The 21,826-nt window shown below is 56.7% G+C and carries 24 protein-coding genes and 1 pseudogene; 11 read left to right on the top strand and 14 right to left on the bottom strand.

Annotated features, from left to right (window positions below; genetic code table 11):
- The first annotated feature begins 37 nt into the window (after positions 1 to 37).
- From B3B59_RS10335 to B3B59_RS10320, 4 genes are read left to right on the top strand one after another with little or no spacing between them, the layout of a single operon-like run.
- Complete coding sequence (locus B3B59_RS10335) at positions 38 to 1,450, top strand: sodium:solute symporter family protein (RefSeq protein WP_040075745.1); 1,413 nt, start codon at positions 38 to 40, stop codon at positions 1,448 to 1,450.
- Between the two features lies 1 nt (position 1,451).
- Positions 1,452 to 2,621, top strand: coding sequence for a sialidase family protein (locus B3B59_RS10330; protein ID WP_046885609.1), 1,170 nt, complete (start codon positions 1,452 to 1,454; stop codon positions 2,619 to 2,621).
- A complete protein-coding gene (locus B3B59_RS10325; RefSeq protein ID WP_046885608.1) occupies positions 2,618 to 3,088 on the top strand; it encodes a YhcH/YjgK/YiaL family protein in 471 nt (156 codons plus the stop codon). The genes B3B59_RS10330 and B3B59_RS10325 overlap by 4 nt, the downstream gene beginning before the upstream one ends.
- Before the next feature lies 1 nt (position 3,089).
- Positions 3,090 to 3,767: an SDR family NAD(P)-dependent oxidoreductase gene (locus tag B3B59_RS10320; RefSeq protein ID WP_286808908.1), complete on the top strand. Its 678-nt coding sequence runs from the start codon at positions 3,090 to 3,092 to the stop codon at positions 3,765 to 3,767.
- 120 nt (positions 3,768 to 3,887) lie between these two features.
- Here B3B59_RS10320 and B3B59_RS10315 read toward each other — a convergent pair whose 3' ends face one another.
- Together B3B59_RS10315 and B3B59_RS10310 are read right to left on the bottom strand one after the other, a co-directional pair.
- Positions 3,888 to 4,679 carry a PhzF family phenazine biosynthesis protein gene (locus tag B3B59_RS10315; RefSeq protein ID WP_286808906.1) on the bottom strand — a complete coding sequence of 264 codons (792 nt, stop codon included), beginning with the start codon at positions 4,677 to 4,679 and terminating at the stop codon, positions 3,888 to 3,890.
- Positions 4,680 to 4,694: 15 nt separating this feature from the next.
- The gene (locus B3B59_RS10310; protein ID WP_286808905.1) at positions 4,695 to 5,486 is read right to left on the bottom strand and encodes a PhzF family phenazine biosynthesis protein; all 792 of its coding nucleotides are present in this window, start codon (positions 5,484 to 5,486) and stop codon (positions 4,695 to 4,697) included.
- 175 nt (positions 5,487 to 5,661) lie between these two features.
- Here B3B59_RS10310 and B3B59_RS10305 point away from each other — a divergent pair, with 175 nt between their 5' ends.
- Positions 5,662 to 6,858, top strand: coding sequence for a sugar transporter (locus tag B3B59_RS10305; RefSeq protein WP_207291777.1), 1,197 nt, complete (start codon positions 5,662 to 5,664; stop codon positions 6,856 to 6,858).
- A gap of 30 nt (positions 6,859 to 6,888) precedes the next feature.
- Here the strand turns inward: B3B59_RS10305 and B3B59_RS10300 are convergent, their stop codons facing one another.
- Positions 6,889 to 7,554, bottom strand: coding sequence for a MarC family NAAT transporter (locus B3B59_RS10300; RefSeq protein ID WP_040075757.1), 666 nt, complete (start codon positions 7,552 to 7,554; stop codon positions 6,889 to 6,891).
- Positions 7,555 to 7,811: 257 nt separating this feature from the next.
- On the opposite strand from B3B59_RS10300, the gene marR reads away from it, so the two are divergent.
- Genes marR through marB form a run of 3 tightly spaced genes read left to right on the top strand, consistent with a single transcriptional unit; the run spans position 7,812 to position 8,892 of the window.
- A complete protein-coding gene (gene marR / locus B3B59_RS10295; protein WP_046885601.1) occupies positions 7,812 to 8,246 on the top strand; it encodes a multiple antibiotic resistance transcriptional regulator MarR in 435 nt (144 codons plus the stop codon).
- Positions 8,247 to 8,264: 18 nt separating this feature from the next.
- A complete protein-coding gene (marA, locus tag B3B59_RS10290; protein ID WP_154298843.1) occupies positions 8,265 to 8,648 on the top strand; it encodes an MDR efflux pump AcrAB transcriptional activator MarA in 384 nt (127 codons plus the stop codon).
- Between the two features lie 28 nt (positions 8,649 to 8,676).
- Positions 8,677 to 8,892: a multiple antibiotic resistance protein MarB gene (marB, locus tag B3B59_RS10285; protein ID WP_046885600.1), complete on the top strand. Its 216-nt coding sequence runs from the start codon at positions 8,677 to 8,679 to the stop codon at positions 8,890 to 8,892.
- A 33-nt stretch (positions 8,893 to 8,925) separates the two neighbouring features.
- Here marB and eamA read toward each other — a convergent pair whose 3' ends face one another.
- Positions 8,926 to 9,825, bottom strand: a complete 900-nt coding sequence (eamA, locus tag B3B59_RS10280; protein WP_286808904.1) for an O-acetylserine/cysteine exporter — start codon at positions 9,823 to 9,825, stop codon at positions 8,926 to 8,928.
- 193 nt (positions 9,826 to 10,018) lie between these two features.
- On the opposite strand from eamA, the gene ydeE reads away from it, so the two are divergent.
- On the top strand, positions 10,019 to 11,215 hold the full coding sequence (ydeE, locus tag B3B59_RS10275; RefSeq protein WP_286808903.1) for an efflux MFS transporter YdeE: 1,197 nt from the start codon (positions 10,019 to 10,021) through the stop codon (positions 11,213 to 11,215).
- A gap of 33 nt (positions 11,216 to 11,248) precedes the next feature.
- Here the strand turns inward: ydeE and zinT are convergent, their stop codons facing one another.
- The 8 genes from zinT to B3B59_RS10235 all read right to left on the bottom strand — a co-directional run bounded on the left by zinT (position 11,249) and on the right by B3B59_RS10235 (position 19,263).
- Positions 11,249 to 11,890, bottom strand: coding sequence for a metal-binding protein ZinT (gene zinT, locus B3B59_RS10270; RefSeq protein ID WP_046885597.1), 642 nt, complete (start codon positions 11,888 to 11,890; stop codon positions 11,249 to 11,251).
- 68 nt (positions 11,891 to 11,958) lie between these two features.
- A complete protein-coding gene (gene urtE / locus B3B59_RS10265) occupies positions 11,959 to 12,657 on the bottom strand; it encodes an urea ABC transporter ATP-binding subunit UrtE (RefSeq protein ID WP_286808902.1) in 699 nt (232 codons plus the stop codon).
- Positions 12,658 to 12,667: 10 nt separating this feature from the next.
- Complete coding sequence (urtD, locus tag B3B59_RS10260) at positions 12,668 to 13,465, bottom strand: urea ABC transporter ATP-binding protein UrtD (RefSeq protein ID WP_207291781.1); 798 nt, start codon at positions 13,463 to 13,465, stop codon at positions 12,668 to 12,670.
- A complete protein-coding gene (gene urtC / locus B3B59_RS10255; RefSeq protein ID WP_286808900.1) occupies positions 13,465 to 14,538 on the bottom strand; it encodes an urea ABC transporter permease subunit UrtC in 1,074 nt (357 codons plus the stop codon). Before urtC ends, urtD begins: the two co-directional genes overlap by 1 nt.
- Complete coding sequence (gene urtB, locus B3B59_RS10250; RefSeq protein WP_286808898.1) at positions 14,538 to 16,112, bottom strand: urea ABC transporter permease subunit UrtB; 1,575 nt, start codon at positions 16,110 to 16,112, stop codon at positions 14,538 to 14,540. Before urtB ends, urtC begins: the two co-directional genes overlap by 1 nt.
- A gap of 17 nt (positions 16,113 to 16,129) precedes the next feature.
- Positions 16,130 to 17,401 carry an urea ABC transporter substrate-binding protein gene (gene urtA, locus B3B59_RS10245; protein ID WP_207291783.1) on the bottom strand — a complete coding sequence of 424 codons (1,272 nt, stop codon included), beginning with the start codon at positions 17,399 to 17,401 and terminating at the stop codon, positions 16,130 to 16,132.
- 197 nt (positions 17,402 to 17,598) lie between these two features.
- Positions 17,599 to 18,702, bottom strand: a complete 1,104-nt coding sequence (locus B3B59_RS10240; RefSeq protein ID WP_286808897.1) for a cobalamin-independent methionine synthase II family protein — start codon at positions 18,700 to 18,702, stop codon at positions 17,599 to 17,601.
- Positions 18,703 to 18,864: 162 nt separating this feature from the next.
- The gene (locus B3B59_RS10235) at positions 18,865 to 19,263 is read right to left on the bottom strand and encodes a rhodanese-like domain-containing protein (protein WP_046885591.1); all 399 of its coding nucleotides are present in this window, start codon (positions 19,261 to 19,263) and stop codon (positions 18,865 to 18,867) included.
- Between the two features lie 68 nt (positions 19,264 to 19,331).
- Between B3B59_RS10235 and ftrA the strand changes: the two genes are divergently transcribed.
- The gene (gene ftrA / locus B3B59_RS10230) at positions 19,332 to 20,324 is read left to right on the top strand and encodes a transcriptional regulator FtrA (protein WP_207293834.1); all 993 of its coding nucleotides are present in this window, start codon (positions 19,332 to 19,334) and stop codon (positions 20,322 to 20,324) included.
- Positions 20,325 to 20,593: 269 nt separating this feature from the next.
- Positions 20,594 to 20,782, top strand: a pseudogene (locus B3B59_RS10225) (SOS response-associated peptidase family protein); the annotation flags it as partial.
- Here B3B59_RS10225 and B3B59_RS20545 read toward each other — a convergent pair.
- Both B3B59_RS20545 and B3B59_RS10220 read right to left on the bottom strand, forming a co-directional pair.
- Positions 20,733 to 20,867: a hypothetical protein gene (locus B3B59_RS20545; RefSeq protein WP_422655496.1), complete on the bottom strand. Its 135-nt coding sequence runs from the start codon at positions 20,865 to 20,867 to the stop codon at positions 20,733 to 20,735. The pseudogene B3B59_RS10225 and the gene B3B59_RS20545 overlap by 50 nt on opposite strands.
- Before the next feature lie 90 nt (positions 20,868 to 20,957).
- On the bottom strand, positions 20,958 to 21,191 hold the full coding sequence (locus tag B3B59_RS10220) for a hypothetical protein (protein ID WP_046885589.1): 234 nt from the start codon (positions 21,189 to 21,191) through the stop codon (positions 20,958 to 20,960).
- Positions 21,192 to 21,826 lie beyond the last annotated feature (635 nt).

Raw genomic sequence — 21,826 nt, 5'->3', positions numbered from 1 at the left:
TGCGCCCAGGATTCATACGCCCTGAAGAGAGGCTAAGATGAACAACTTTACCGCTGAAGATACCCTCATCATCGTAGGCATTGTGATTGTCTACATTCTGTTTACTACCTGGCTGACGTTCCGGTTACGCAGTAAAAACACCGGTGATTTTATGGAAGGCTCGCGCGCGATGCCGGCGTTTATCGTCGGGATCCTGCTGATGTCGGAATACATTGGTGCGAAATCCACGATCGGTACCGCACAGGCGGCGTTTGAAGATGGCTTTGCCGCCTCCTGGTCAGTCATCGGCGCGGCTATCGGCTTCCCGCTGTTTGGGCTGCTGCTGGTGAAACGCATCTACAGCACCGGCAAGATCACCATCTCCGGGGCGATTGCCGAAAAATACGGCACCAGCACCAAAAACATTATCTCCATCATTATGATCTACGCCCTGCTGCTGGTGAACGTAGGTAACTACGTGAGCGGCGCGGCGGCGATTTCGACGGTACTGAAGGTGAACTTGCCTGTTGCCGCCTTTATCACCGCCATCGTCAGTACCTTCTATTTCGCTTTTGGCGGCATGAAGGGGGTGGCGTGGGTGACCCTGCTGCACAGCGCCCTGAAGTATTTCGGTATCCTGGTGATTATGGGCTTCGCCTTGTCTAAAACCGGCGGCTTTACCCCCATGATTGAACAGATGCCATCTTACTACTGGACCTGGGACGGCAATATCGGCGCCAGCACCATTGTCGCCTGGCTGATTGGCACCATCGGCTCCATTTTCTGTACCCAGTTCGTGATTCAGGCCATTTCCTCCACGAAAGATGTGAAGTCAGCTAAACGTTCCACCTGGATCGCCTTCTTCTTCTGCCTGCCCATCGCGCTGGCGATTGCGGTAATTGGCGTGGCGGCGAAGTACCTGCATCCGGAGATTAACAGCCTGTACGCAATGCCTATCTTCCTGCAGGACATGAATCCGTGGCTGGCGGGACTGGTGACAACGTCACTTGTTGCCTCCATCTTTGTCAGCGTCAGCACCGTGGCACTCGCTATCGCCTCGCTGGTGGTGAAAGATTTCTACGTGCCCTACCGCAACCCGACCCCGGAGCAGGAGTTTAAAGCGACCCGCTGGCTGTCGTTGTTGATTGGCTTCCTGCCGTTAATCTTTGTGCTGCTGGTCCCGGAAGTCCTGAAACTATCGTTCTTTACTCGCGCTATTCGTTTGTCGATTACGGTTGTGGCCATCATCGCCTTCTACGCCCCGTTCTTTAAGAGCGCCCGCGGGGCGAATGCCGGGCTGATTGGCGCCTGCGTAGTCACCTCGGTCTGGTATCTGCTGGGCGATCCGTTTGGGATTAACAATATGTATATTGCGCTGGTCACCCCGGCGGTGATTATGGTTCTCGACCGTTTGATCCCCAATAAAGCGGATCGCAAAGCGCCTGCCCCTGTTCAACATAATGGAGTCTGATATGTCTGTAACCGTAACCCGTGACGGGATTGTTCGCCCGCAGCCGCAGGATGCCCGCGTGGAAACGGCCATGCTGCCCTCTTCCTGTCCGCAGAACCATGCCGCCAACCTGCTGCCCCTGCCGGATGGCACGCTGATGTGCGTCTGGTTCGGCGGCACCCAGGAAGGGATTGCTGATATTTCTGTGTGGGGGTCTCGCCTGGCTCCCGGTAGCAACCAGTGGAGCGAGGCGGTAAAGCTTTCTGACGATGCCAGCCGCTCCGAGCAGAACCCGGTGCTGTTCCTCGCGCCGGACAACGTACTGTGGCTGCTGTGGACCGCGCAGATCTCCGGCAACCAGGATACCGCCATCGTACGTTACCGCCAGTCTCATGATCTTGGCCAAACCTGGGGTGAGATTGCTACTCTGCTGGATAAACCGGGTACCTTTATCCGCCAGCCCATCACCGTTCTCGAAAACGGTAACTGGCTGCTGCCGGTCTTCTATTGCCGCACCCGACCGGGCGAGAAATGGGTCGGAAACGATGATATTAGCGCGGTGAAAATCTCTGCCGATCGGGGGAAAAGCTGGCGCGATGTCGAGGTGCCGCAAAGCCTGGGCTGCGTCCATATGAACATTACGCCGCTGAAAAATGGGCATCTGGTGGCGCTCTACCGTAGCCGCTGGGCGGATCATATCTATATCAGCCAGTCGCAGGATCAGGGCGAAAGCTGGTCTGTACCGGAACCCACGGCGCTGCCGAACAACAACTCCTCTATCCAGGTCACCACCCTTGCCAGCGGTGAGCTGGCGCTGGTGTTCAACCACATGAGCGCAGCCGGAGCGCTGGAGCGTCGCGCCTCATTGTATGACGAGATCGACGATGGTGATGACCGTAAAGAGCCAGAAGCGACCGGAGAACGCACCGCCTTCTGGGGTGCCCCGCGCGCACCGATGACGGTAGCCATATCGGCCGACGGCGGAAAGAGCTGGGCGTGGCAGCGCAATCTTGATGAAGGCGATGGCTACTGCATGACGAATAACTCGCTGGAGAAGCTGAACCGCGAGTTCTCCTACCCCAGTATTAAACAGGGCGCCGACGGCACGCTACACATCGCTTACACCTATTTCCGCCAGGCGATCAAATATGTTCGTGTCTCGCCTGAATGGGTTAAGGAGTCATCACAGTGATTATCGGCCATCTGAACGCCCTGCCGCTGGCAGGGCTCCCCACCGCGCTGCTGTCCATCCTGACGCGCGCTGATTGCACCCTGGCGGCGCTAGCCGCCCGGGACGACGGCCGCTGGCAGCCGGAAGGTTGCGCATGGTTTTGCCATATCGGCCCGGCGCAGACCCAGCCGCAGACCCAGCGCCATACGGAGTATCATCACCAGTGGGCGGATATTCAGGTTATGCTGGCCGGCAGCGAGATGATCAACGCAGGTGTGCAGTCGCTGGCGCAGCCGCAGGATGAAGAGCGCAAACCGGATCTCTTTATCGCCACCGGCGCTGCGCTCCCGGTCAACATCAGGTTAACTCCCGGTGCTTTTGCAGTATTTCTGCCCGGCGAGCCGCATCAGGCGTTGTGCGCCTTAGACGAATCCATGACCGTGCGCAAAGCGGTATTCAAGGTGCCGCGCGCCCTGCTGGAGGTGTGACATGCCCAGTGCCATCGTAACGGGTGCAAGCTCAGGAATCGGCGAAGCCATTGTGCAGCGCCTGCTTGATGAAGGCTGGCAGGTTATCGGCCTGAGCCGGCGCGGTTTACCTTTAGACCATGCGAACTATCGCTGCGTGAGCGTGGATCTTAGCGACAGCGACGCGCTTGCCGCCGCACTCGCTACCCTGCCAGTACCTCAGGCGATTGTCCACGCCGCCGGGATGATGGCTGCCGCCCCGCTCGGCGAGCTGGATCCGGCCATCAGCGCCCGGCTCTGGAGCCTGCATGTTCATGCTGCCGAGCAACTTTTTAACCACTTTGTACCGCAAATGCGCCCCGGTGGACGGCTGGTTGCTATCGGCAGCCGGACCTCCCGGGGTGCCGCGGGCCGATCGCAGTATGTCGCCACCAAAGCCGCGCTGGTAGGGATGATTCGCAGCTGGGCGGCGGAACTGGCGCCACGGGGTATTACCGCCAACGTGGTCGCGCCCGGCGCGACCCAGACGCCGATGCTTAGCGACCCCGGACGCGTCTCTTCCCCACCCAGGGTTCCCCCCATGGGTCGCCTGATCCTTCCTCAGGAGGTGGCCGCTGCGGTGAATTTTCTACTGAGTGAGGAAGCGGCCCCGATCACCGGTCAGGAGTGGGTGCTCTGCGGTGGGGCGTCGCTGGGTTAAGATCATTAACAAGGTACGCGAACAGGCATGCTTAAAACTGCGAGGCGCTTTCCGGGAAAACGTTGGGAGGGGGCTTGGCTGCTTTTAACGCGGGCGGAATTTCACGCCGCCCGCGGGATGTTAGCGAAGAAACACCGTGCCTTTCAAATAAAGCGCCGCCTGGCCGCTCATCAGCACGCGGTCTCCCTTGAGTTCACAGCGCAGATCGCCGCCGCGGGCGGAAACCTGACGTGCGGTCATTTGGGTTTTGCCGAGTTGCTCACTCCACCAGGGGATCAGCATACTGTGCGCGGAGCCGGTGACCGGGTCTTCTGCCACCGATTCGCCCGGGCAGAAGAAGCGGCTAACGAAATCCACTTCATCGCCTGGCGCAGTAACGCACACCATTTTACCCAGCGGTTTCAGCGCCTCGATAGCCGGGGTCAGGGATTCAACCTGCTGCTGGTTTTCCAGCACGACCATATAATCACGCCCGACGCGCACCGCGCTGGACGCCGGAATGCCGAGCGCACTAAACAGCAGCGCGGGGGGATTGTCGACCGCGTCGCTGCTCCAGGCCGGGAAGTCCAGCGTGAGCCAGTCGCCGTTACGCGAGACCTTCAGGTCGCCAACAAAGCGGGTGGAAAAGAGGATCTCCGTTTCCGGGTAGTCGAGGTATTCAAAAATGACGTGCGCGCTGGCAAGCGTCGCATGGCCGCAGAGGTTAATCTCATCCTGGGTGGTAAACCAGCGCAGCTCGAAGCCTGCGTCCGTGCGGACAAAAAAGGCCGTCTCGGACTGGTTATGCTGCTGTGCCATCTTTAACAGAATGTCGTCCGGCAGCCAGCTTTCCAGCGGACAGACGGCAGCAGGGTTGCCACTAAAAGCGCGATCGCTAAACGCATCGACCAGATAAAATGCAATTTCTTTCATTGGGTTACCCCTTTGTTATTCACGAATAAACAGCTGCCCTTTCATATACAGCGACGCCTTCCCGCCCATCATGACGCGATCGCCGTTCAACTGACAACGTACCTCACCGCCCCGGGCTGAGACTTGTCGCGCCAGCAGAGTGGTCTTAGCCAACTTGTCCGCCCAGTAAGGGATAAGCATGGTATGCGCCGAGCCGGTGACCGGATCTTCCCAGAGTGCGACGCCCGGTGAAAAGAAACGGCTGACAAAGTCATACTCGCCCTCGCCCGGGGCGGTAATACACACTTTATGTTCACCGGGGATCATAGCGCTGATATTCGGAGTAACGGCTTCCACCTGCTGTCGATTTTCCAGCACCACTACCCAGGCACGGCCTTTACGAGCCTCGACGTAGCGCTCAATCCCCAGCGCGGCCAGCATTTGCGGAGGCGGCGTTTGCTTCTCTGTCGGACAGGCCGGGAAATCGAGCGTGAGCCAGTCGCCGTCGCGGGTCACCGTTAGCGTGCCGGAGGCGGTCTCAAAATGGAGGTGGGGATCGGGGTAACCCAGTTCATTAAACAGGACATATGCCGTCGCCAGCGTTGCATGGCCGCAAAGATTCACCTCCGTGGTGGTGGTAAACCAGCGCAGCGTGATGCCCTCTTTACGGCAGACGAAGAAGGCCGTCTCTGACTGATTGTGCTCTTGCGCCATCCTGAGGAGCGTATCGTCCGGCAGCCAGTCTGGCAGCGGACAGACCGCCGCAGGATTACCGCTAAATGGGCCGTCACTGAACGCATCTACCAGATAATAATCATATTTCTGCATCGCTTTTCCGGTTGTTAATATGATGTTGCATCCTATATTCATGGAAATTGTCCGATTTCACCACCCTTTCTCTAACGGTGATTTTGAGATCTACGTCACAAAATGATTGTCTTTTCACCAGCGATGGTTTTAAGATCGCCTCCTCTTCTTTACGTAACGATTCCCAGACAAAATTATGACAATCAACACTGATTCCCGCAGGGTCGCGTGGCTACGGGTGGTTACGCTTGCGATTGCTGCGTTTATATTTAACACCACTGAATTTGTGCCTGTTGGCCTGCTCTCCGACATTGCCAGCAGCTTTGGCATGGAAACCGCGCAGGTCGGGATCATGCTGACCATCTATGCGTGGGTGGTGGCAATGATGTCGTTACCCTTTATGTTGCTCACCAGTCAGGTGGAGCGGCGTAAATTGCTGATTGCACTTTTTGTGTTGTTCATTGCCAGTCACGTGCTGTCGTTTCTGGCGTGGAATTTCACCGTGCTGGTGGTGAGCCGCATCGGTATCGCCTTTGCTCATGCCATCTTCTGGTCGATCACCGCCTCGCTGGCCATTCGTCTGGCCCCGGCGGGCAAACGCGCTCAGGCGTTGAGCCTGCTGGCAACGGGCACCGCGTTGGCTATGGTGCTTGGGCTGCCGATTGGCCGCCTCGTAGGACAATATTTTGGCTGGCGCACCACGTTTTTTGTCATCGGGATGGGCGCGCTGATTACCCTGCTGTGTCTGATTAAATTACTGCCAAAACTGCCGAGCGAACACTCTGGCTCGCTGAAAAGCCTGCCCCTGCTTTTCCGTCGCCCGGCGCTGATGAGCATCTATTTGCTGACCGTTGTCGTGGTGACCGCCCACTACACGGCTTATAGCTACATCGAACCTTTTGTGCAGACGGTTGCCGGCTTTAGCGCCAGATTTGCCACCGTATTGCTGCTGATATTGGGTAGCGCGGGCATTGTCGGCAGTGTGTTGTTTGGCAAGCTGGGTAATCGCCACGCCTCGTTACTGGTTAGCGGCGCGATTGGCCTGCTGCTGGCGTGTCTGCTGTTGCTGCTACCGGCGTCGGGGAGCGAGTCGAACCTTGCCATTCTGAGCATCTTCTGGGGCGTGGCGATCATGATTATCGGCCTGGGCATGCAGGTTAAAGTGCTGGCGCTGGCGCCAGATGCCACCGACGTGGCGATGTCACTCTTCTCCGGCATTTTTAACATCGGCATTGGTGCGGGCGCGCTGGTTGGCAATCAGATCAGCCTGCATCTTTCGATGTCCGCTATCGGTTACCTGGGGGCGATACCGGCGCTGGTGGCGTTAATCTGGTCAGTGCTAGTGTTTCGTAAGTGGCCGGTTTCGCTGGAAGAGCGGCCGCAACACGGATAAAAAAAGGGTGGCTCAAGCCACCCTTTTTTATTAGTGATAGGTCTTAATAATTTCCAGCACCCCATTAATGATGAACTGCACGCCCATACAGACCAGCAGGAAGCCCATCAGCCGCGAGATAGCCTCGATCCCGCCCTTACCTACCCAGCGCATAATGGCGCCCGAACTGCGCAGGCTAGCCCATAAAATGACGCCTACCAGCGCAAAGATCAGCGGTGGGGCCACCATGATGACCCAGTCAGGAAAGGTTGTATTATCGCGCACGGTGGAGGCGGAACTGATGATCATCGCGATGGTACCCGGCCCGGCCGTACTGGGCATCGCCAGGGGAACAAAGGCGATATTCGCACCAGGTTTATCCTCCAGCTCTTCCGATTTGCTTCTTGCCTCCGGGCTGTCGTGCGCTTTCTGCGCCGGAAAGAGCATACGGAAACCGATAAAGGCCACAATCAGGCCCCCGGCGATACGCAGGCCAGGAATCGAGATCCCAAAGGTGTTCATCACCAGCTGTCCGGCGTAGTAAGCCACCATCATGATTGCAAAGACGTAAACCGAGGCCATCAGAGACTGTTGGTTACGTTCCGCGCTGTTCATGTCCCCCGCAAGACCGAGAAAGAGCGCCACGGTCGTTAACGGGTTTGCCAGCGGCAGCAGGACCACCAGCCCAAGACCGATGGCTTGTAAGAGCTCTACCATAGTGCGTGTCATCCTTTTCCATTCATCAACTCAGGAAGTATACGGTGTTAAAGCGGGTTTAGGCTACGGCGCGCCAATTCTGACTATTTACGCCCGGTGATAAATAATCTTCAGTTATGTAATTGATTTGAAAAAGCTAAAAAAAAGTTCATGAAACGTTTTAGCAAATCGTGGCATCGGGGAATACATTCAGTTGACTTATACTTGCCTGAGCAATAATATCTGCCGTGATTAAACTACTTGCCAGGGCAACCATTGTGAAAAGCACCAGTGATCTCTTCAACGAAATTATCCCACTGGGTCGCCTTATCTATATGGTTAACCAAAAAAAAGACCGCTTGCTCAATGACTATTTGTCGCCGCTGGACATCACTGCCACCCAGTTCAAAGTCCTTTGTTCTGTGCGTTGCGAAGGGTGTATCACGCCGGTTGAGCTCAAAAAGGTCTTATCCGTCGATCTTGGCGCCCTGACGCGCATGATGGATCGACTGGTCTGCAAAGGATGGATTGAGAGACGCCCTAACCCGAATGACAAACGCGGCGTACTGGTGCAGTTGACCAGCGACGGCGCAGCAATGTGTGAGCAATGTCATCAATTAGTAGGGCAAGAATTACACCAGGAACTAACAAAAAACTTAACGGCGGATGAAGTGGCAACTCTTGAGCATTTGCTTAAGAAAATCCTGCCGTAAACAGAAAGAGGTATGACGATGTCCAGACGCAATACTGACGCTATTACAATTCATAGCATTTTGGACTGGATCGAAGATAACCTGGAATCGCCGCTCTCACTTGAGAAGGTGTCTGAGCGTTCAGGTTATTCCAAGTGGCACCTGCAACGGATGTTTAAAAAAGAGACAGGCCATTCATTAGGTCAATACATCCGCAGCCGCAAGTTAACGGAAATCGCCCAGAAGCTGAAAGAGAGCAACGAGCCGATTTTGTATCTGGCGGAGCGTTATGGGTTTGAATCGCAACAGACCCTGACCCGCACGTTTAAAAACTATTTCGACGTGCCGCCGCACAAGTATCGCATCACCAATATGCACGGTGAATCTCGTTATTTGATGCCGCTAAACCACTGTAGTTGTTAATCGCCTTTCAAGACGTATCGAGGAAATCATGAAATTGTTTATCTCCGCCGCCCTCACCCTGTTGGTGCTGGTCTCCGGCCAGAGCTTTGCGGAGCAAACTCCCCGCGCTGTGCAGCAGAATAATCGCGATGCGATGATCCTACCTTCTGCACATGATCAGTCGCCGTTCGATTTTAACCATATGGGCGCTGGCAGCGATAAATCCGACGAATTAGGCGTGCCGTACTACAACCACGACCTGTAATTCGTATTTGCCCCGCGCTTGCGGGGCTTTTTTTTAGCCCCTTACCTGCGCCGCCCGGCGAAAGCGAAACCCAAAGACGTTGATGTAAAGCCCCGTCATAATCAGTACCGCCCCGAGCAGCTGCAGTGCACTCAGCTTCTCGTCCAGCAGCAGCGCCGCAGAGGCCAGCCCTACCACAGGAACCAGTAGCGACAGCGGTGCCACGCGCCAGGTCTCATAACGTCCCAGCAGCGTCCCCCAGATGCCGTATCCGACAATGGTGGCGACAAACGCCAAGTAGACCAGCGACAAAATGGTGGTGAGATCGATATTCACCAGACTTTGCAGCATCGCCTGTGGGCCATCCAGCAGCCAGGAGGCTGCCATAAAGGGCAGAATGGGGATCAGCGCACTCCATACCACCAGCGACATCACCGGCGGGCGCGACGCCAGCAGCATGATTTTTTTATTGAAAATGTTTCCGCAGGCCCAGCTAAAGGCGGCCGCCAGGGTGAGCATAAAGCCCAGTAACGCCACGTGCTGGCCATTCAGGCTGGACTCCACCAGTACCAGTACGCCAAAGACCGCGAGCGTGATCCCTGCCAGCTGTTTGCCCTGCAGCCGTTCGCCAAAAGTTATGGCCCCCAAAATGATGGTGAAGAAAGCCTGGGCCTGAAGGACCAGCGAGGCGAGTCCGGCTGGCATACCGAAGTTAATCGCGCAAAAGAGGAAGGCGAACTGTCCAAAGCTGATGGTCAGGCCGTAGCCCAACAGCAGACGAAACGGCACCTGCGGGCGGGCGACAAAAAAGAGCGCGGGAAAGGCCACCAGCAGAAAACGCAGCCCGGCCAGCATCAGGGGCGGCATATTGTGCAGCCCAACTTTGATGACCACAAAATTGAGCCCCCATACGACCACCACCAGTAACGCCAGTAGCCCGTCTTTACGCGTCATACTCTGCCCCTGTTTATTAAATTTTTGTAAAGAGAACCAAAGTAGCGAAAAAAAAGCGTGAAGAACAGATCATTAATTCTGGCAGTCAGGCGAAGCACTTAGGGATAAATTAGGTGCTATACAAGCCGCTTATGCCGTGTTAATCCTGATAAGACACAACAAAATAATCATAAGCAATTGTCGGGCAGGAATAATGAAACCATCACTCAGGCGCTCAACCGCAGCGCTGCTGGCTTCGTCATTGTTATTAACAATTGGACGCGGCGCGACCTTACCTTTCATGACCATCTACCTCACCCGCGTCTATGCGATGAGCGTGGAGAATATCGGTTATGCGCTGACGGTGGCCCTGACGATCGGCGTGGTGTTCAGTATGGGGTTTGGCATCCTCGCGGATAAGTTCGATAAAAAGCGCTATATGCTGGTCTCCATTACGGCATTTATCTTCGGCTTTATCGCCATTCCGCTGGTGGATAATGTCACCCTGGTGGTGCTCTTCTTTGCCCTGATTAACTGCGCCTACTCGGTCTTCGCCACCGTGCTAAAGGCCTGGTTTTCCGATGTGCTTACCCCAGGCCAAAAGGCGAAAATTTTCTCGCTCAATTACAGCTTTCTTAACATCGGCTGGACCATCGGCCCGCCGATTGGCACCCTGCTGGTGATGTACAGCCTGCAACTGCACTTCTGGCTGGCGGCGCTCTGCGCCGCGCTGCCACTGGTCTTTATCCAGCTATGGGTGCAGCGTGTCGAAGCCGCTACCAGCGAATCCGCGCCCGTCGCCTGGCAGCCTTCAATACTGCTGAAAGACCGGGCGCTGTTCTGGTATACCCTCTCTGGTCTGCTCGCCTCCTACGTGGGCGGCTCCTTCGCCAGCTGTATCTCTCAGTATGTCCTGGCCGCCGATTACGACAGCGACTTTGCCCAACAGGTGGTGGCGGTGGTCCTGCCGGTCAACGCGGCGATGGTGGTCTCTTTGCAATACCTGATTGGCCGTAAGCTGACGGGTAAAAATATCCGCCCGCTAATGACTCTGGGGACGCTCTTTTTCGTGCTGGGGCTGGCAGGCTTTATGGTGTCGGGCAATAACCTGATTTACTGGGGCGTGGCGGCGGCGATCTTTACCGTCGGCGAGATTATCTATGCCCCGGGGGAATATATGTTGATTGACAATATCGCGCCGCCGGGGTTGAAGGCCAGCTACTTTTCCGCACAGGCGCTGGGCTGGCTGGGCGCAGCCTTTAACCCCATGATCACCGGAATTATCCTCACCCATCTGCCGCACTGGTCGCTGTTTGCCATCATGATGGTGGCGATCGTTACTGCCTGGCTAATGATCCTGCGAGGGATGAACGTGAAGGCGTGGCAGGGTGACGTTCCTGAGACCATATAAAACAGAGGCGAGGATCCCCTCGCCTTGTAGAAATTAGTGGTGCAGCATCTCGTCAACCACCTGCTCTTTGTACATCTCGTTCGGATAGTAGGTTGGCCAGTTATCCATCTCTTTCAGCAGCGCTTCATGCGAGGTGTTGCCCATAAAGATATGGAAATGGGCTGACTGACGCGGGCCAATGGTGTGGTCACTGAACTGAACGAACTTCGGCGCCTTGCTGCTGGCATCCTTACACTCAAACAGATAACGCACTCCCTTCTTACCTGAAGCGTAGGTCAGGATTTTATAACCGTTAGAGACGTATTCACAGCGGCTCACGTTTTTACCGGTGTGGAACTCCATCACGTTATTTTCAATCCCGATGGTCTCTACGTCGGTGGCATAACCCGTGCGGTAATAGGCTTTAATCTCGTCAAAAGATTTGCTCTTCTCTTTTTCCGCTTTCTTTTTGAATACCGGGTCTAAATCACCGCTCAGCAGGAACGGATAGACCGACTGCCAGACGCCGTCCCAGTTGGAGAGCGGGCGCTCTTGCACATCTTTATCGTCAAATACGCCGTTCGCCGCTTTCTGTTCCGCTTCGGTCATCTGATGACCGTGCGAATGGGCCCAGGCCTGCCCACCCATTAACAGCGCCCCCAAAGTCATTGCAAGTTTACCAATCTTTCCAGCCACTCTTATGTCCTCACTCCGTTGTAAAGAGTGAGAATGTTATAATATAACATCACCAAGCGCAACGCCCTTTAAATGGCGACCAGACCGCGTACCCCCTCCTGCTCCATATTCTCGCCGCGGCCACGCTGAATGATGCTCCCCCGCGACATCAGCAGATAACTGTCCGCCAGGCCGGCGGCAAAATCATAAAACTGCTCGACCAGCAAAATGGCCATATCCCCCCGGTTCGCCAGCTCGCGGATCACCTGGCCAATCTCTTTGATCACCGAAGGCTGAATCCCCTCGGTGGGTTCATCCAGAATAAGTAACTGCGGCCGACTGGCCAGCGCCCGGCCAATGGCCAGCTGCTGCTGCTGCCCGCCGGAGAGATCGCCGCCGCGGCGGTGTTTCATCTCCTGCAGAACGGGGAAAAGCTGCCAGATATCGTCTGGCACCCGCTTCGCTTCACGCGCCGGAAAGCGCGATAACCCCAGCAGCAGGTTCTCTTCCACCGTGAGACGGGGGAAGATCTCCCGTCCCTGCGGCACATAGGCCACCCCGGCCTGTACCCGCTGGTGCGGCGAGGCTTTGGTGATCTTTTTACCCTGCCAGGTAACCTCGCCAGTGCGGGCGGGCACCAGCCCCATCAGGCATTTCAGCAAGGTGGTTTTCCCCACCCCGTTACGCCCCAGCAGGCAGGTCACCTCTCCGGTATGCGCCTCGAAGCTCACGCCGCGCAGGATATGACTACCGCCGTAATACTGATTCAGTTCGTTAACCTGTAGCATGGCTGGCTCCTTAGCGGCCAAGATAGACTTCAATCACCTGTTCGTTGGCCTGAACGTCACGCAGCGATCCTTCCGCCAGGACCCGCCCCTGATGTAACACCGTGACGTGATCGGCAATAGTTTCAACAAACCCCATATCATGCTCTACCACCATCAGAGAGTGTTTTCCCGCCAGGGTGCGAAACAGCTCGGCCGTGTATTCCGTTTCCGCATCAGTCATGCCGGCGGCAGGTTCGTCCAGCAAAAGGAGATGCGGATCCTGCACCAGCAACATGCCAATCTCCAGAAACTGTTTCTGCCCGTGCGAAAGGAGTCCTGCCAGACGATCCCGCTCGGCGCTCAGCCGCAGCAGAGTCAGCATCTCATTGATGCGGTCCCCCTGCTCGCTGCTCAGACGCGCCCGCAGGCTGGCCCAGACCGTTTTATCGCCCTTCATCGCCAGCTCAAGGTTTTGCCAGACGGTAAGTGCCTCGAAGACCGTCGGTTTTTGAAACTTACGCCCGATCCCCTGACGGGCAATCATCATCGGCTCCAGGGTGGTGAGATCGGTCGATTGATCGTAAATGGCCCGCCCGCTCTGGGGGCGCGTTTTGCCGGTAATCACATCCATCAGCGTGGTTTTGCCCGCCCCGTTGGGACCGATTACGCAGCGCAGCTCGCCCACGCCAATATTGAGCGAGAGATCGCTCAGGGCTTTAAAGCCATCGAAGCTGACGGTAATGTTTTCCAGCTGCAGAACCGGGTCGGTCTGGTCGCGGAAGCGATCCCCCGGCAGCTGGCGGGTGAAGAGGGTTTCGGCGGGCTGCATTATTTTTCTCCCTTACGCAACAGGCCAATCACGCCGCGCGGCAAGAATAGCGTGACGGCGATGAAAATCAGGCCGAGGAACAGCTGCCAGTATTCCGGCATTGCCACGGTAAAGACGCTTTTGGCCCCGTTGACCAGCGCCGCCCCGATCACCGGGCCAATGAGCGTGCCGCGCCCGCCCAGCGCCACCCAGATGGCGGCCTCAATGGAGTTTGTGGGCGACATTTCGCTGGGGTTGATGATGCCCACCTGCGGCACATATAGCGCACCTGCCAGCCCGCAGAGGACGGCCGAGAGGGTCCAGACCAGCAGCTTAAAGCCGCGCGGATCGTAACCGCAGAAGGTAAGGCGGTTTTCCGCGTCGCGTACCGCCGTCAAAATGCGGCCAAACTTGCTTTTCGCCAGCGCATAGCCAATAGCCAGCGAGGCGGCCAGCAGCAGCACGGTGGCAAGAAACAGCGTAATGCGCGTCGAGATGGCGGTAACCGGGAAGCCCAGCAGCGTGGTAAAACCGGTGAAGCCGTTGTTGCCGCCAAAGCCGGTCTCATTGCGAAAGAAGAGCAGCATTCCGGCAAAGGTGAGCGCCTGAGTCATGATCGAGAAATAGACCCCTTTGATCTTTGACCGGAAGGCAAACCAGCCGAATACCAGCGCCAGCAGACCGGGAGCCAGAACAATCAGCGCCAGCGCCCACGCAAAGTGCTGCGTCCCCCACCAGAACCAGGGTAAATCGTTCCATGAAAGAAACGACATAAAGGCGGGCAACGCATCGCCCGAGGCCTGACGCATCAGGTACATACCCATGGCATACCCGCCGAGGGCGAAGAAGATCCCGTGCCCCAGTGACAACATGCCCGCGTAACCCCAGACCAGATCGAGGGCCACCGCTACGATGGCGTAGCAGAGAATTTTGCCAACCAGGGTCAACATCCAGGTCGATACTGCCAGCGGATGGGTGGCCGGCAAAAGCGCCAGATAGGGCAGCACCAGAAGCGCCGCCAATAGCAGACTGCCGACAATCGGTGCGGTACGTGGCGCTTTGCGCGCCAGGGTTAATGTCAGTGGCTGGCTCATTAGTCAATTACCCTCCCTTTCAGTGCAAACAGACCCTGCGGGCGTTTCTGGATAAACAGAATAATCGCCACCAGGATGAGTATTTTGCCCAGCACGGCGCCCATCTGCGGCTCCAGAATTTTATTGAAGATACCCAGCCCGAACGCGGCCGCGACGCTACCTGCCAGCTGTCCGACGCCCCCGAGTACAACCACCAGGAAGGAGTCGATGATATAGCCCTGACCCAATTCAGGACCGACGTTGCCCAGTTGCGAAAGCGCCACGCCGCCCAGCCCGGCAATGCCGGATCCGAGGCCAAACGCCAGCATATCGACCCGCCCGGTGGGCACCCCGCAGCAGGCGGCCATATTGCGGTTTTGCGTGACTGCCCGGACGTTGAGCCCGAGACGCGTTTTGTTTAGCACCAGCCAGGTGAAGAACAGCACCATCATGACAAACACCAACACGACAATGCGGTTCCACGGCAATATGAGGTTGGCAAAAACCTGTACCCCGCCGGAGAGCCAGCCGGGGTTTGCGACTTCGAGGTTTTGCGCCCCAAAACCCATACGCACCAGCTGGATCAGCATCAGGCTGATGCCCCAGGTGGCGAGCAGCGTCTCCAGCGGACGGCCATACAGATGGCGGATCACCGTGCGCTCCAGCGCCATTCCAATCCCGGCAGTTAGCAGAAAGGCGACCGGCAGCGCCACCAGCGGATAGAGCCCCAGCCACTGAGGCGTGAATTGCGCCATCGCCTGCTGCACAATCCAGGTGGCGTACGCGCCCAGCATCAGCATTTCGCCATGCGCCATATTGATCACCCCCAGCAGGCCATAGGTGATCGCCAGCCCGAGCGCCGCCAGCAGTAAAATGGAGCCGAGTGACAGCCCCATAAAGGCCTGGCCCAGAAGATCGCCTATCATCAGCCGACGCTCAATCTGCTTCAGACTGTGGCTTGCCGCCGCGCGTACGCTGGCATCGGGTTCGGTTTGCGCCTGCGTGTAGGGCGTAAGCAGCGCCTGCGCCCCGGCGTCGTCCGCCTCACCCAGCGCGGTCACGGCCTGGCGGCGCACCTCTGCCTGCGGGCTGGACAGTTGCAGGCGGGCAATCGCCAGGTTGAGCGCCTGGCGTATCGCCTCGTTTTGCTCCGCGTTCAGCCGCTGCTGCATAAAACCCAGCATCGCGGGCTGGGCATCCCGCTGCAGCAGCTTTGCCGCAGCAAGACGATCCGTGACGTTGTCACTGATAAGCTGATGGGTTGCCAGCGCGGTGGCGGCGGCAATACGTAGACGATTAGTTAGCCGCACCGCCTTAGGCTGTCCCTGCGGCGTCGCGGCGCTGCTCAGGGTGTCATAGCGCCCGTTGTGGCGGGTAAAGGCGTGTTTCTTTGCATCGACGTAAAGATTCTCCTGTTGCAGTGCCTGTAACAGCGGCAGCCTGGCCGGGTCCGGCGTCGTCGCCCACTCCCCGAGCAGTACCGCCTGCTGGCTGCGGCTGGCGGCAACAAAGGTATCGGCGTCCGTTGCCTGCGCCATCCCTGGCACCAGCCCGGCAAGCCACATGATGGCGATGAGTAAGCGCAGCATGCTCATGGCTGATCTCCCTGAACTTAGTTACTGGCGGTTTTGATAGGGGTGTCGGGTTTTTTATCGTTACCGGCGATAAACGGGCTCCATGGCTGAGCGCGCACCGTGGCATCGGTCTGCCAGACCACGTTGAACTGACCGTTATCTTCGATTTCACCGATCATCACTGGCTTATGCAGGTGGTGGTTGGTTTCATCCATGGTCAGGGTGAAGCCAGACGGCGCTTTAAAGGACTGGCCCGCCATGGCGGCACGCACTTTATCCACGTCGGTGGTACCGGCCTTCTCAACCGCCTGAGCCCACATATGGATCCCCACATAGGTGGCTTCCATCGGGTCATTGGTCACCACGGTATCGGCGTTCGGCAGCTTATGCGCTTTGGCGTAGGCTTTATACGCGGCCACAAACTGCTGGTTGTCAGCGTTATCGACCGATTCGAAATAGTTCCAGGCGGCCAGATTCCCCACCAGCGGTTTGGTGTCGATACCGCGCAGCTCTTCTTCCCCAACCGAGAAGGCGACGACCGGCACGTCGGTGGCTTTTACCCCCTGGTTCGCCAGCTCTTTATAGAAGGGAACGTTAGAGTCGCCGTTAATGGTAGAGACCACTGCGGTTTTACCGCCAGCGGCAAATTTTTTGATACTGGAGACGATGGTCTGGTAGTCGCTGTGACCAAAGGGCGTATAGACCTCTTCAATATCTTTATCCTGAACTCCTTTCGAGTGCAGATAAGCGCGCAGGATTTTGTTAGTGGTGCGTGGATAGACGTAGTCGGTGCCCAGCAGGAAGAAGCGCTTCGCGCTGCCGCCATCTTCACCCAACAGATACTCCACCGCCGGGATCGCCTGCTGGTTAGGTGCAGCGCCGGTGTAGAAGACGTTCGGCGACATCTCTTCCCCTTCGTACTGGACCGGATAGAAAAGCAGGCCGTTCAGCTCTTCAAACACCGGCAAAACCGATTTACGCGAGACCGAGGTCCAGCAGCCGAACACCGCGGCAACCTTATCCTGGCTCAGCAGCTGGCGCGCTTTTTCAGCAAACAGCGGCCAGTTCGAGGCGGGATCCACCACCACCGGCTCCAGCTTTTTGCCCAGTACGCCCCCTTTGGCGTTAATTTCATCAATAGTCATTAACGCCACGTCTTTCAGCGGCGTTTCAGAAATAGCCATTGTGCCGGAGAGCGAGTGCATGATGCCGACTTTGATCGTTTCAGCGGCCTGAACGCTGAAACTCATCCCCATGGCCACCACAGAGGCGGACAGAGCAAAAGCTTTTATTAAGGTACGACGGTGCATATTTTCACTCCTGAAAAGAAAGCTGTGCGAAATCGTCCGCGACGACAGGACGTAGAAAGAGCAAAACATCATTTCAGAAGTGAATGAGCAAAAAGGATGCCAGGTTGACAGCGGACGGGTTTAGCGAGGTTTAACGGATGGAGATGGTGCAGCGGCACAGCGTTGCATTAAATAAGTGCAACGCTGTGCCTCATTTTTTACCAGACTTCGTTGGCGATGCGGGTGACCAGGCGAACCTTGTCCCACTGTTGTGCTTCGGTCAGGCTATTGCCCTCTTCCGTTGAAGCAAACCCGCACTGCGGGCTGAGGCAGATCTGCTCTTTAGCCACATACTGGCTCGCCTCTTCCAGACGCGCTTTCACCCCTTCTGGGTTCTCCAGCTCGCCGTTTTTGGTCGTGATCAGACCCAGCACAACCTGCTGCTTGCCCGGACGGACGAAACGAAGGGGGGCAAAATCGCCGCTGCGATCGTTATCGTACTCCAGGAAGAAAGCGTCAACGTTCACCGTGCCAAACAGAACTTCGGCCACCGGCTCGTAGCCGCCCTCCGAGATCCAGGTTGAACGGAAGTTACCGCGACAAACGTGCAGGCCGATGGTGAGGTCGTCGGGCTTGCCCTCCAGCGCTTTGTTCAGAACACGCGCATAGGTGCGGGCCAGCTGCTCGGGATCGTCACCGCGCTCGATGATCTGCCGACGCTGGTCGTCGGAGCAGAGATAGGCCCAGACGGTGTCGTCCAGTTGCAGATAGCGGCAGCCTGCCTCATAGAAGGCGTGGATCGCATCGCGCCAGGTGGTGGCCAGATCGTCAAAATAGGCATCCAGTTCAGGATAGACGGTGGCATCAATATCTTTGCGACCGCCGCGGAAGTGCAGCACACTCGGGCTGGGGATGGTCATTTTTGGCTGCGCTTCACCGCTAATGCTTTTCAGGTAGCGGAAATCTTCCAGCATAGGGTGCGCGCCAAAGCCCAGTTTGCCGGTAACCCGCACGCCGTGGGCTTTAGTCTGCACGCCGTTGAACTGAATACCCTGGCTGGAATCGTAACGCTCCACACCCTGCAGACCGTCGAAGAAATCGAAGTGCCACCAGGCGCGACGGAATTCACCATCCGTCACCACGTGCAGGCCGCAGGCACACTGCTGCTCAACAACATGGCGGATGGCGTCATTCTCAATGGCACGCAGCGCGCTGGCATCAATCTCACCGTTGGCAAATTTCACCCGCGCTTCTTTAATGGCGTCAGGGCGTAAGAAACTGCCAACTACGTCGGCGCGGTATGGGGCGTTATGTCGCTGCATGCTTTTCTCCTTTATCTGTCGGCAGATGATTGCCGACAGTGATAATTCATCTTATGAATCTTTAGACTTCTGGATGTCTAAATGTCCAAAAAAGATGTCACATGCAACCCGCCACGGCAAACGAGAAAAATTCATGTGTGTTGAATAAAATTCATGTTGCACTCAGTCACCGCTGGCGAAGGCGAAATTTTCATCCTCCCAGCCGGTGATCCCCCCCAGCATGATCTTTACCGGCAGTCCCAGCCGGGCGAGTTTCAGCGCCGCGCGATCGGCTCCGTTACAATGCGGCCCGGCACAGTAAACGACGAACAGCGTACCCTCCGGCCACTGAGCCATCTTCTCGGCGGTGATTTGCGACCAGGGTAAATGGATGGCACCCGGCAGGTGGCGATGGGCAAAATGAGCCGCCTGCCCGACGACGTGCAGTAACACGAAATCCTGCTGACCACTGCTCAGGGCATGGTGCACATCCGCGCAGTCGGTCTCTACGCTCAGGCGACGCAGAAAATGGGCGACCGCTTCTTGCGGCTCGGCGACGGGGAACTCGGTAACATAACTCATGGCTTTCTCCTGTGTGTCTGTGTTAACACTAGAGTAACGAGAGACGATGCCTGTGAATGCCAGCACCTATGCCAGAAAACAGCAAAAAGATGACAAACTTAAGACATATCGCGCGCCCGCGTGTGGTGGCACTGGCCTATGACGGCCTCTGTACTTTTGAGTTTGGCGTGGCGGTGGAGATCTTCGGCCTGCCGCGCCCGGAAATGGGCGAGAACTGGTATCGCTTTGCCGTGGCATCTGTGGATGGCGGCGAGCTACGGGCTACGGGCGGGATCCGCATGGTCGCCGATGGTGACCTGTCGCTGCTGCAGGAGGCGGATTTGATTGTCGTTCCTGGCTGGCGTGGCGTAGAGAGCCCGGTGCCGTCAGCGCTGTGCGAAGCCCTGCAACAGGCGCAGCAGCGAGGCTGTCATCTGCTCTCTATTTGCTCAGGCGTCTTTGTGCTGGCCGCTGCGGGGCTACTGAATGGCCAGCGCGCAACCACGCACTGGCGCTATACCCAAACCCTGAAGAGCCGCTTTCCGCGCATTAACGTGGTGGAAGATGTGCTGTATCAGGACGAGGGGCAACTGCTGACTTCCGCGGGGAGCGCTGCGGGTATTGATCTGTGCCTGCACGTGGTACGACGTGATTATGGCATGGAGGCAGCTAATCAGGTCGCGCGCCGCCTGGTGATCCCGCCCCATCGCGATGGTTCTCAGACCCAGCAGCTCAGCCGCCCGGTGGCACAACTGCGTGAAAGCCAACGGCTGGGGCAGTTATTCGATTACCTGCATCAACATCTGACCCTGGGGCATACGGTGGGCTCCCTCGCCCAGCGCGTGGGGATGAGCCAGCGTACGTTTCTGCGACGTTTTCAGGAGGCGACCGGTACCACCCCTGCCCGCTGGCTGCTGAACGAACGCCTGACCCGCGCCAAAGAGTTTCTGGAGAACAGCCGCCTCAGTATTGACCGTATCGCCGAACAGACCGGCTTCGGTAATACCGCTACGTTGCGCCATCACTTCCGACAGCACTTTGCCCTGTCGCCTGCCCAGTACCGCAAACAGTTCTGCTCGTGAAAGCAGGCAAAAAAAAACCGCCAGAGACTGGCGGTAAATGCTTGCATGGATAGATTTTGTGTTTTGGTATCTACGTTCCCGGTATTCCGTGCCGGGTTGCGGATCGTTTAATACGCTATCATGGAGAAAGTAAATGAGAGGTAAACGGCGCACAAAGAGCGGAGCTGCCCCGGCGTGATGGCTAACAGAGTGAGAATCTGCCATTTTCTACCCGGGGCTGAGTAACAACAGAGTACTGGCGAAAACACCTAACCTTGAAGGAGGTTTCTATGTGTGGACGTTTTGCACAAGCCCAAACCCGGGAAGCGTACCTGGCGTTTCTTGCCGACGAAGCCGAGCGTGATATTGCGTACGATCCGGCTCCAATCGGCCGTTATAACGTGGCACCGGGAACGAAAGTCTTGTTACTCAGCGAACGCGATTCACAATTACACCTCGATTCCGTTTTCTGGGGTTACCTAAAACATCAGCGTTGTTTTCCTGCTTTTGAAGTCCGGGTATGCCAATACCTACGAACACCGCGTCAATCTGGGTATTACTCAGTGCGCGGGTCCAGGGAGCAACTTTTGTCAGCGATACGCCAATGCTGGACTCGTTTTCTACAGCAGGAAATCCGGGGATCGGCGTTTGGGTCTACGTGCCAGGGCGAAATTCCCACGAGACGTTTTCAAAGTTCATCGTCCCGTCAGGATTGCCCAGCGGGGTACCATCAAGGAAGATTCGCGAAGCGTCGAGGCCGCCAGCGAACTCCCCCTCACCAAGCGCCAGCAGCATACGGCAGCGCGCCATAGACTGCGCGAAATCGGGTTGCTCCACTGGGGTATGCTGCTTCTGGCTGCCACCCTTCGCGCCGATAATCGTTTCCATATTGCGTCCATAAAATAACCCGCCGAAGCGGGTTTAAGTTGATTGGTTGTACGGCTTATTTGACACGCCACATTCTGTATTGCCCCCAGAATCCAACCTCAGTGAGGTATTCCTGGTCTTGACCATTAGCGTCAATATCGAGCGCTTTGCGCAAGCCCATACCATTCGTTACTTACGCGGAGCTTATGGGGTCCATTAGCCAGATAAGCTGTTACGAACTGATTCTGGCGTAACTTAGCAATATCGTCTACATCAATCTGTACGAGGAATTTACATGTGCCTCCACTTACTCCACCGATGAATTGTTTCGGGTAACTGTGACCTTTGTTTGTTCTACACCCGGTTTTGGCTCTACGATCTGCTTATTAATAATTGTCTCAGCTGGTCCGTATGAACGAGCACAGCCTGAGAGCAAAACTGCCCCAATCAGAGGAAATTAAAATTTTCTTCACTATCATCATTTTAATTGCTATGTGCCGTCACATAGTAGGCATAAGGCAAATAAATTCAATGACTAAGGATAAAATAGACATTAAATGTCTTCCGCGACGCCCGCTGCTCAGGCGTCATCCTGAAGCGCGTGGGCTTACCTTCTTTGTCGGTGATCGAATAGAGATTGTTCAGCCGCCAGTCTT

This window comes from Leclercia sp. UBA2479, assembly GCF_002341985.1.
Lineage (GTDB): Bacteria > Pseudomonadota > Gammaproteobacteria > Enterobacterales > Enterobacteriaceae > Enterobacter > Enterobacter pneumoniae.
The sequence above is the reverse complement of the archived record's forward strand: the minus strand, read 5'-3'. Positions and strand labels throughout refer to the sequence as shown.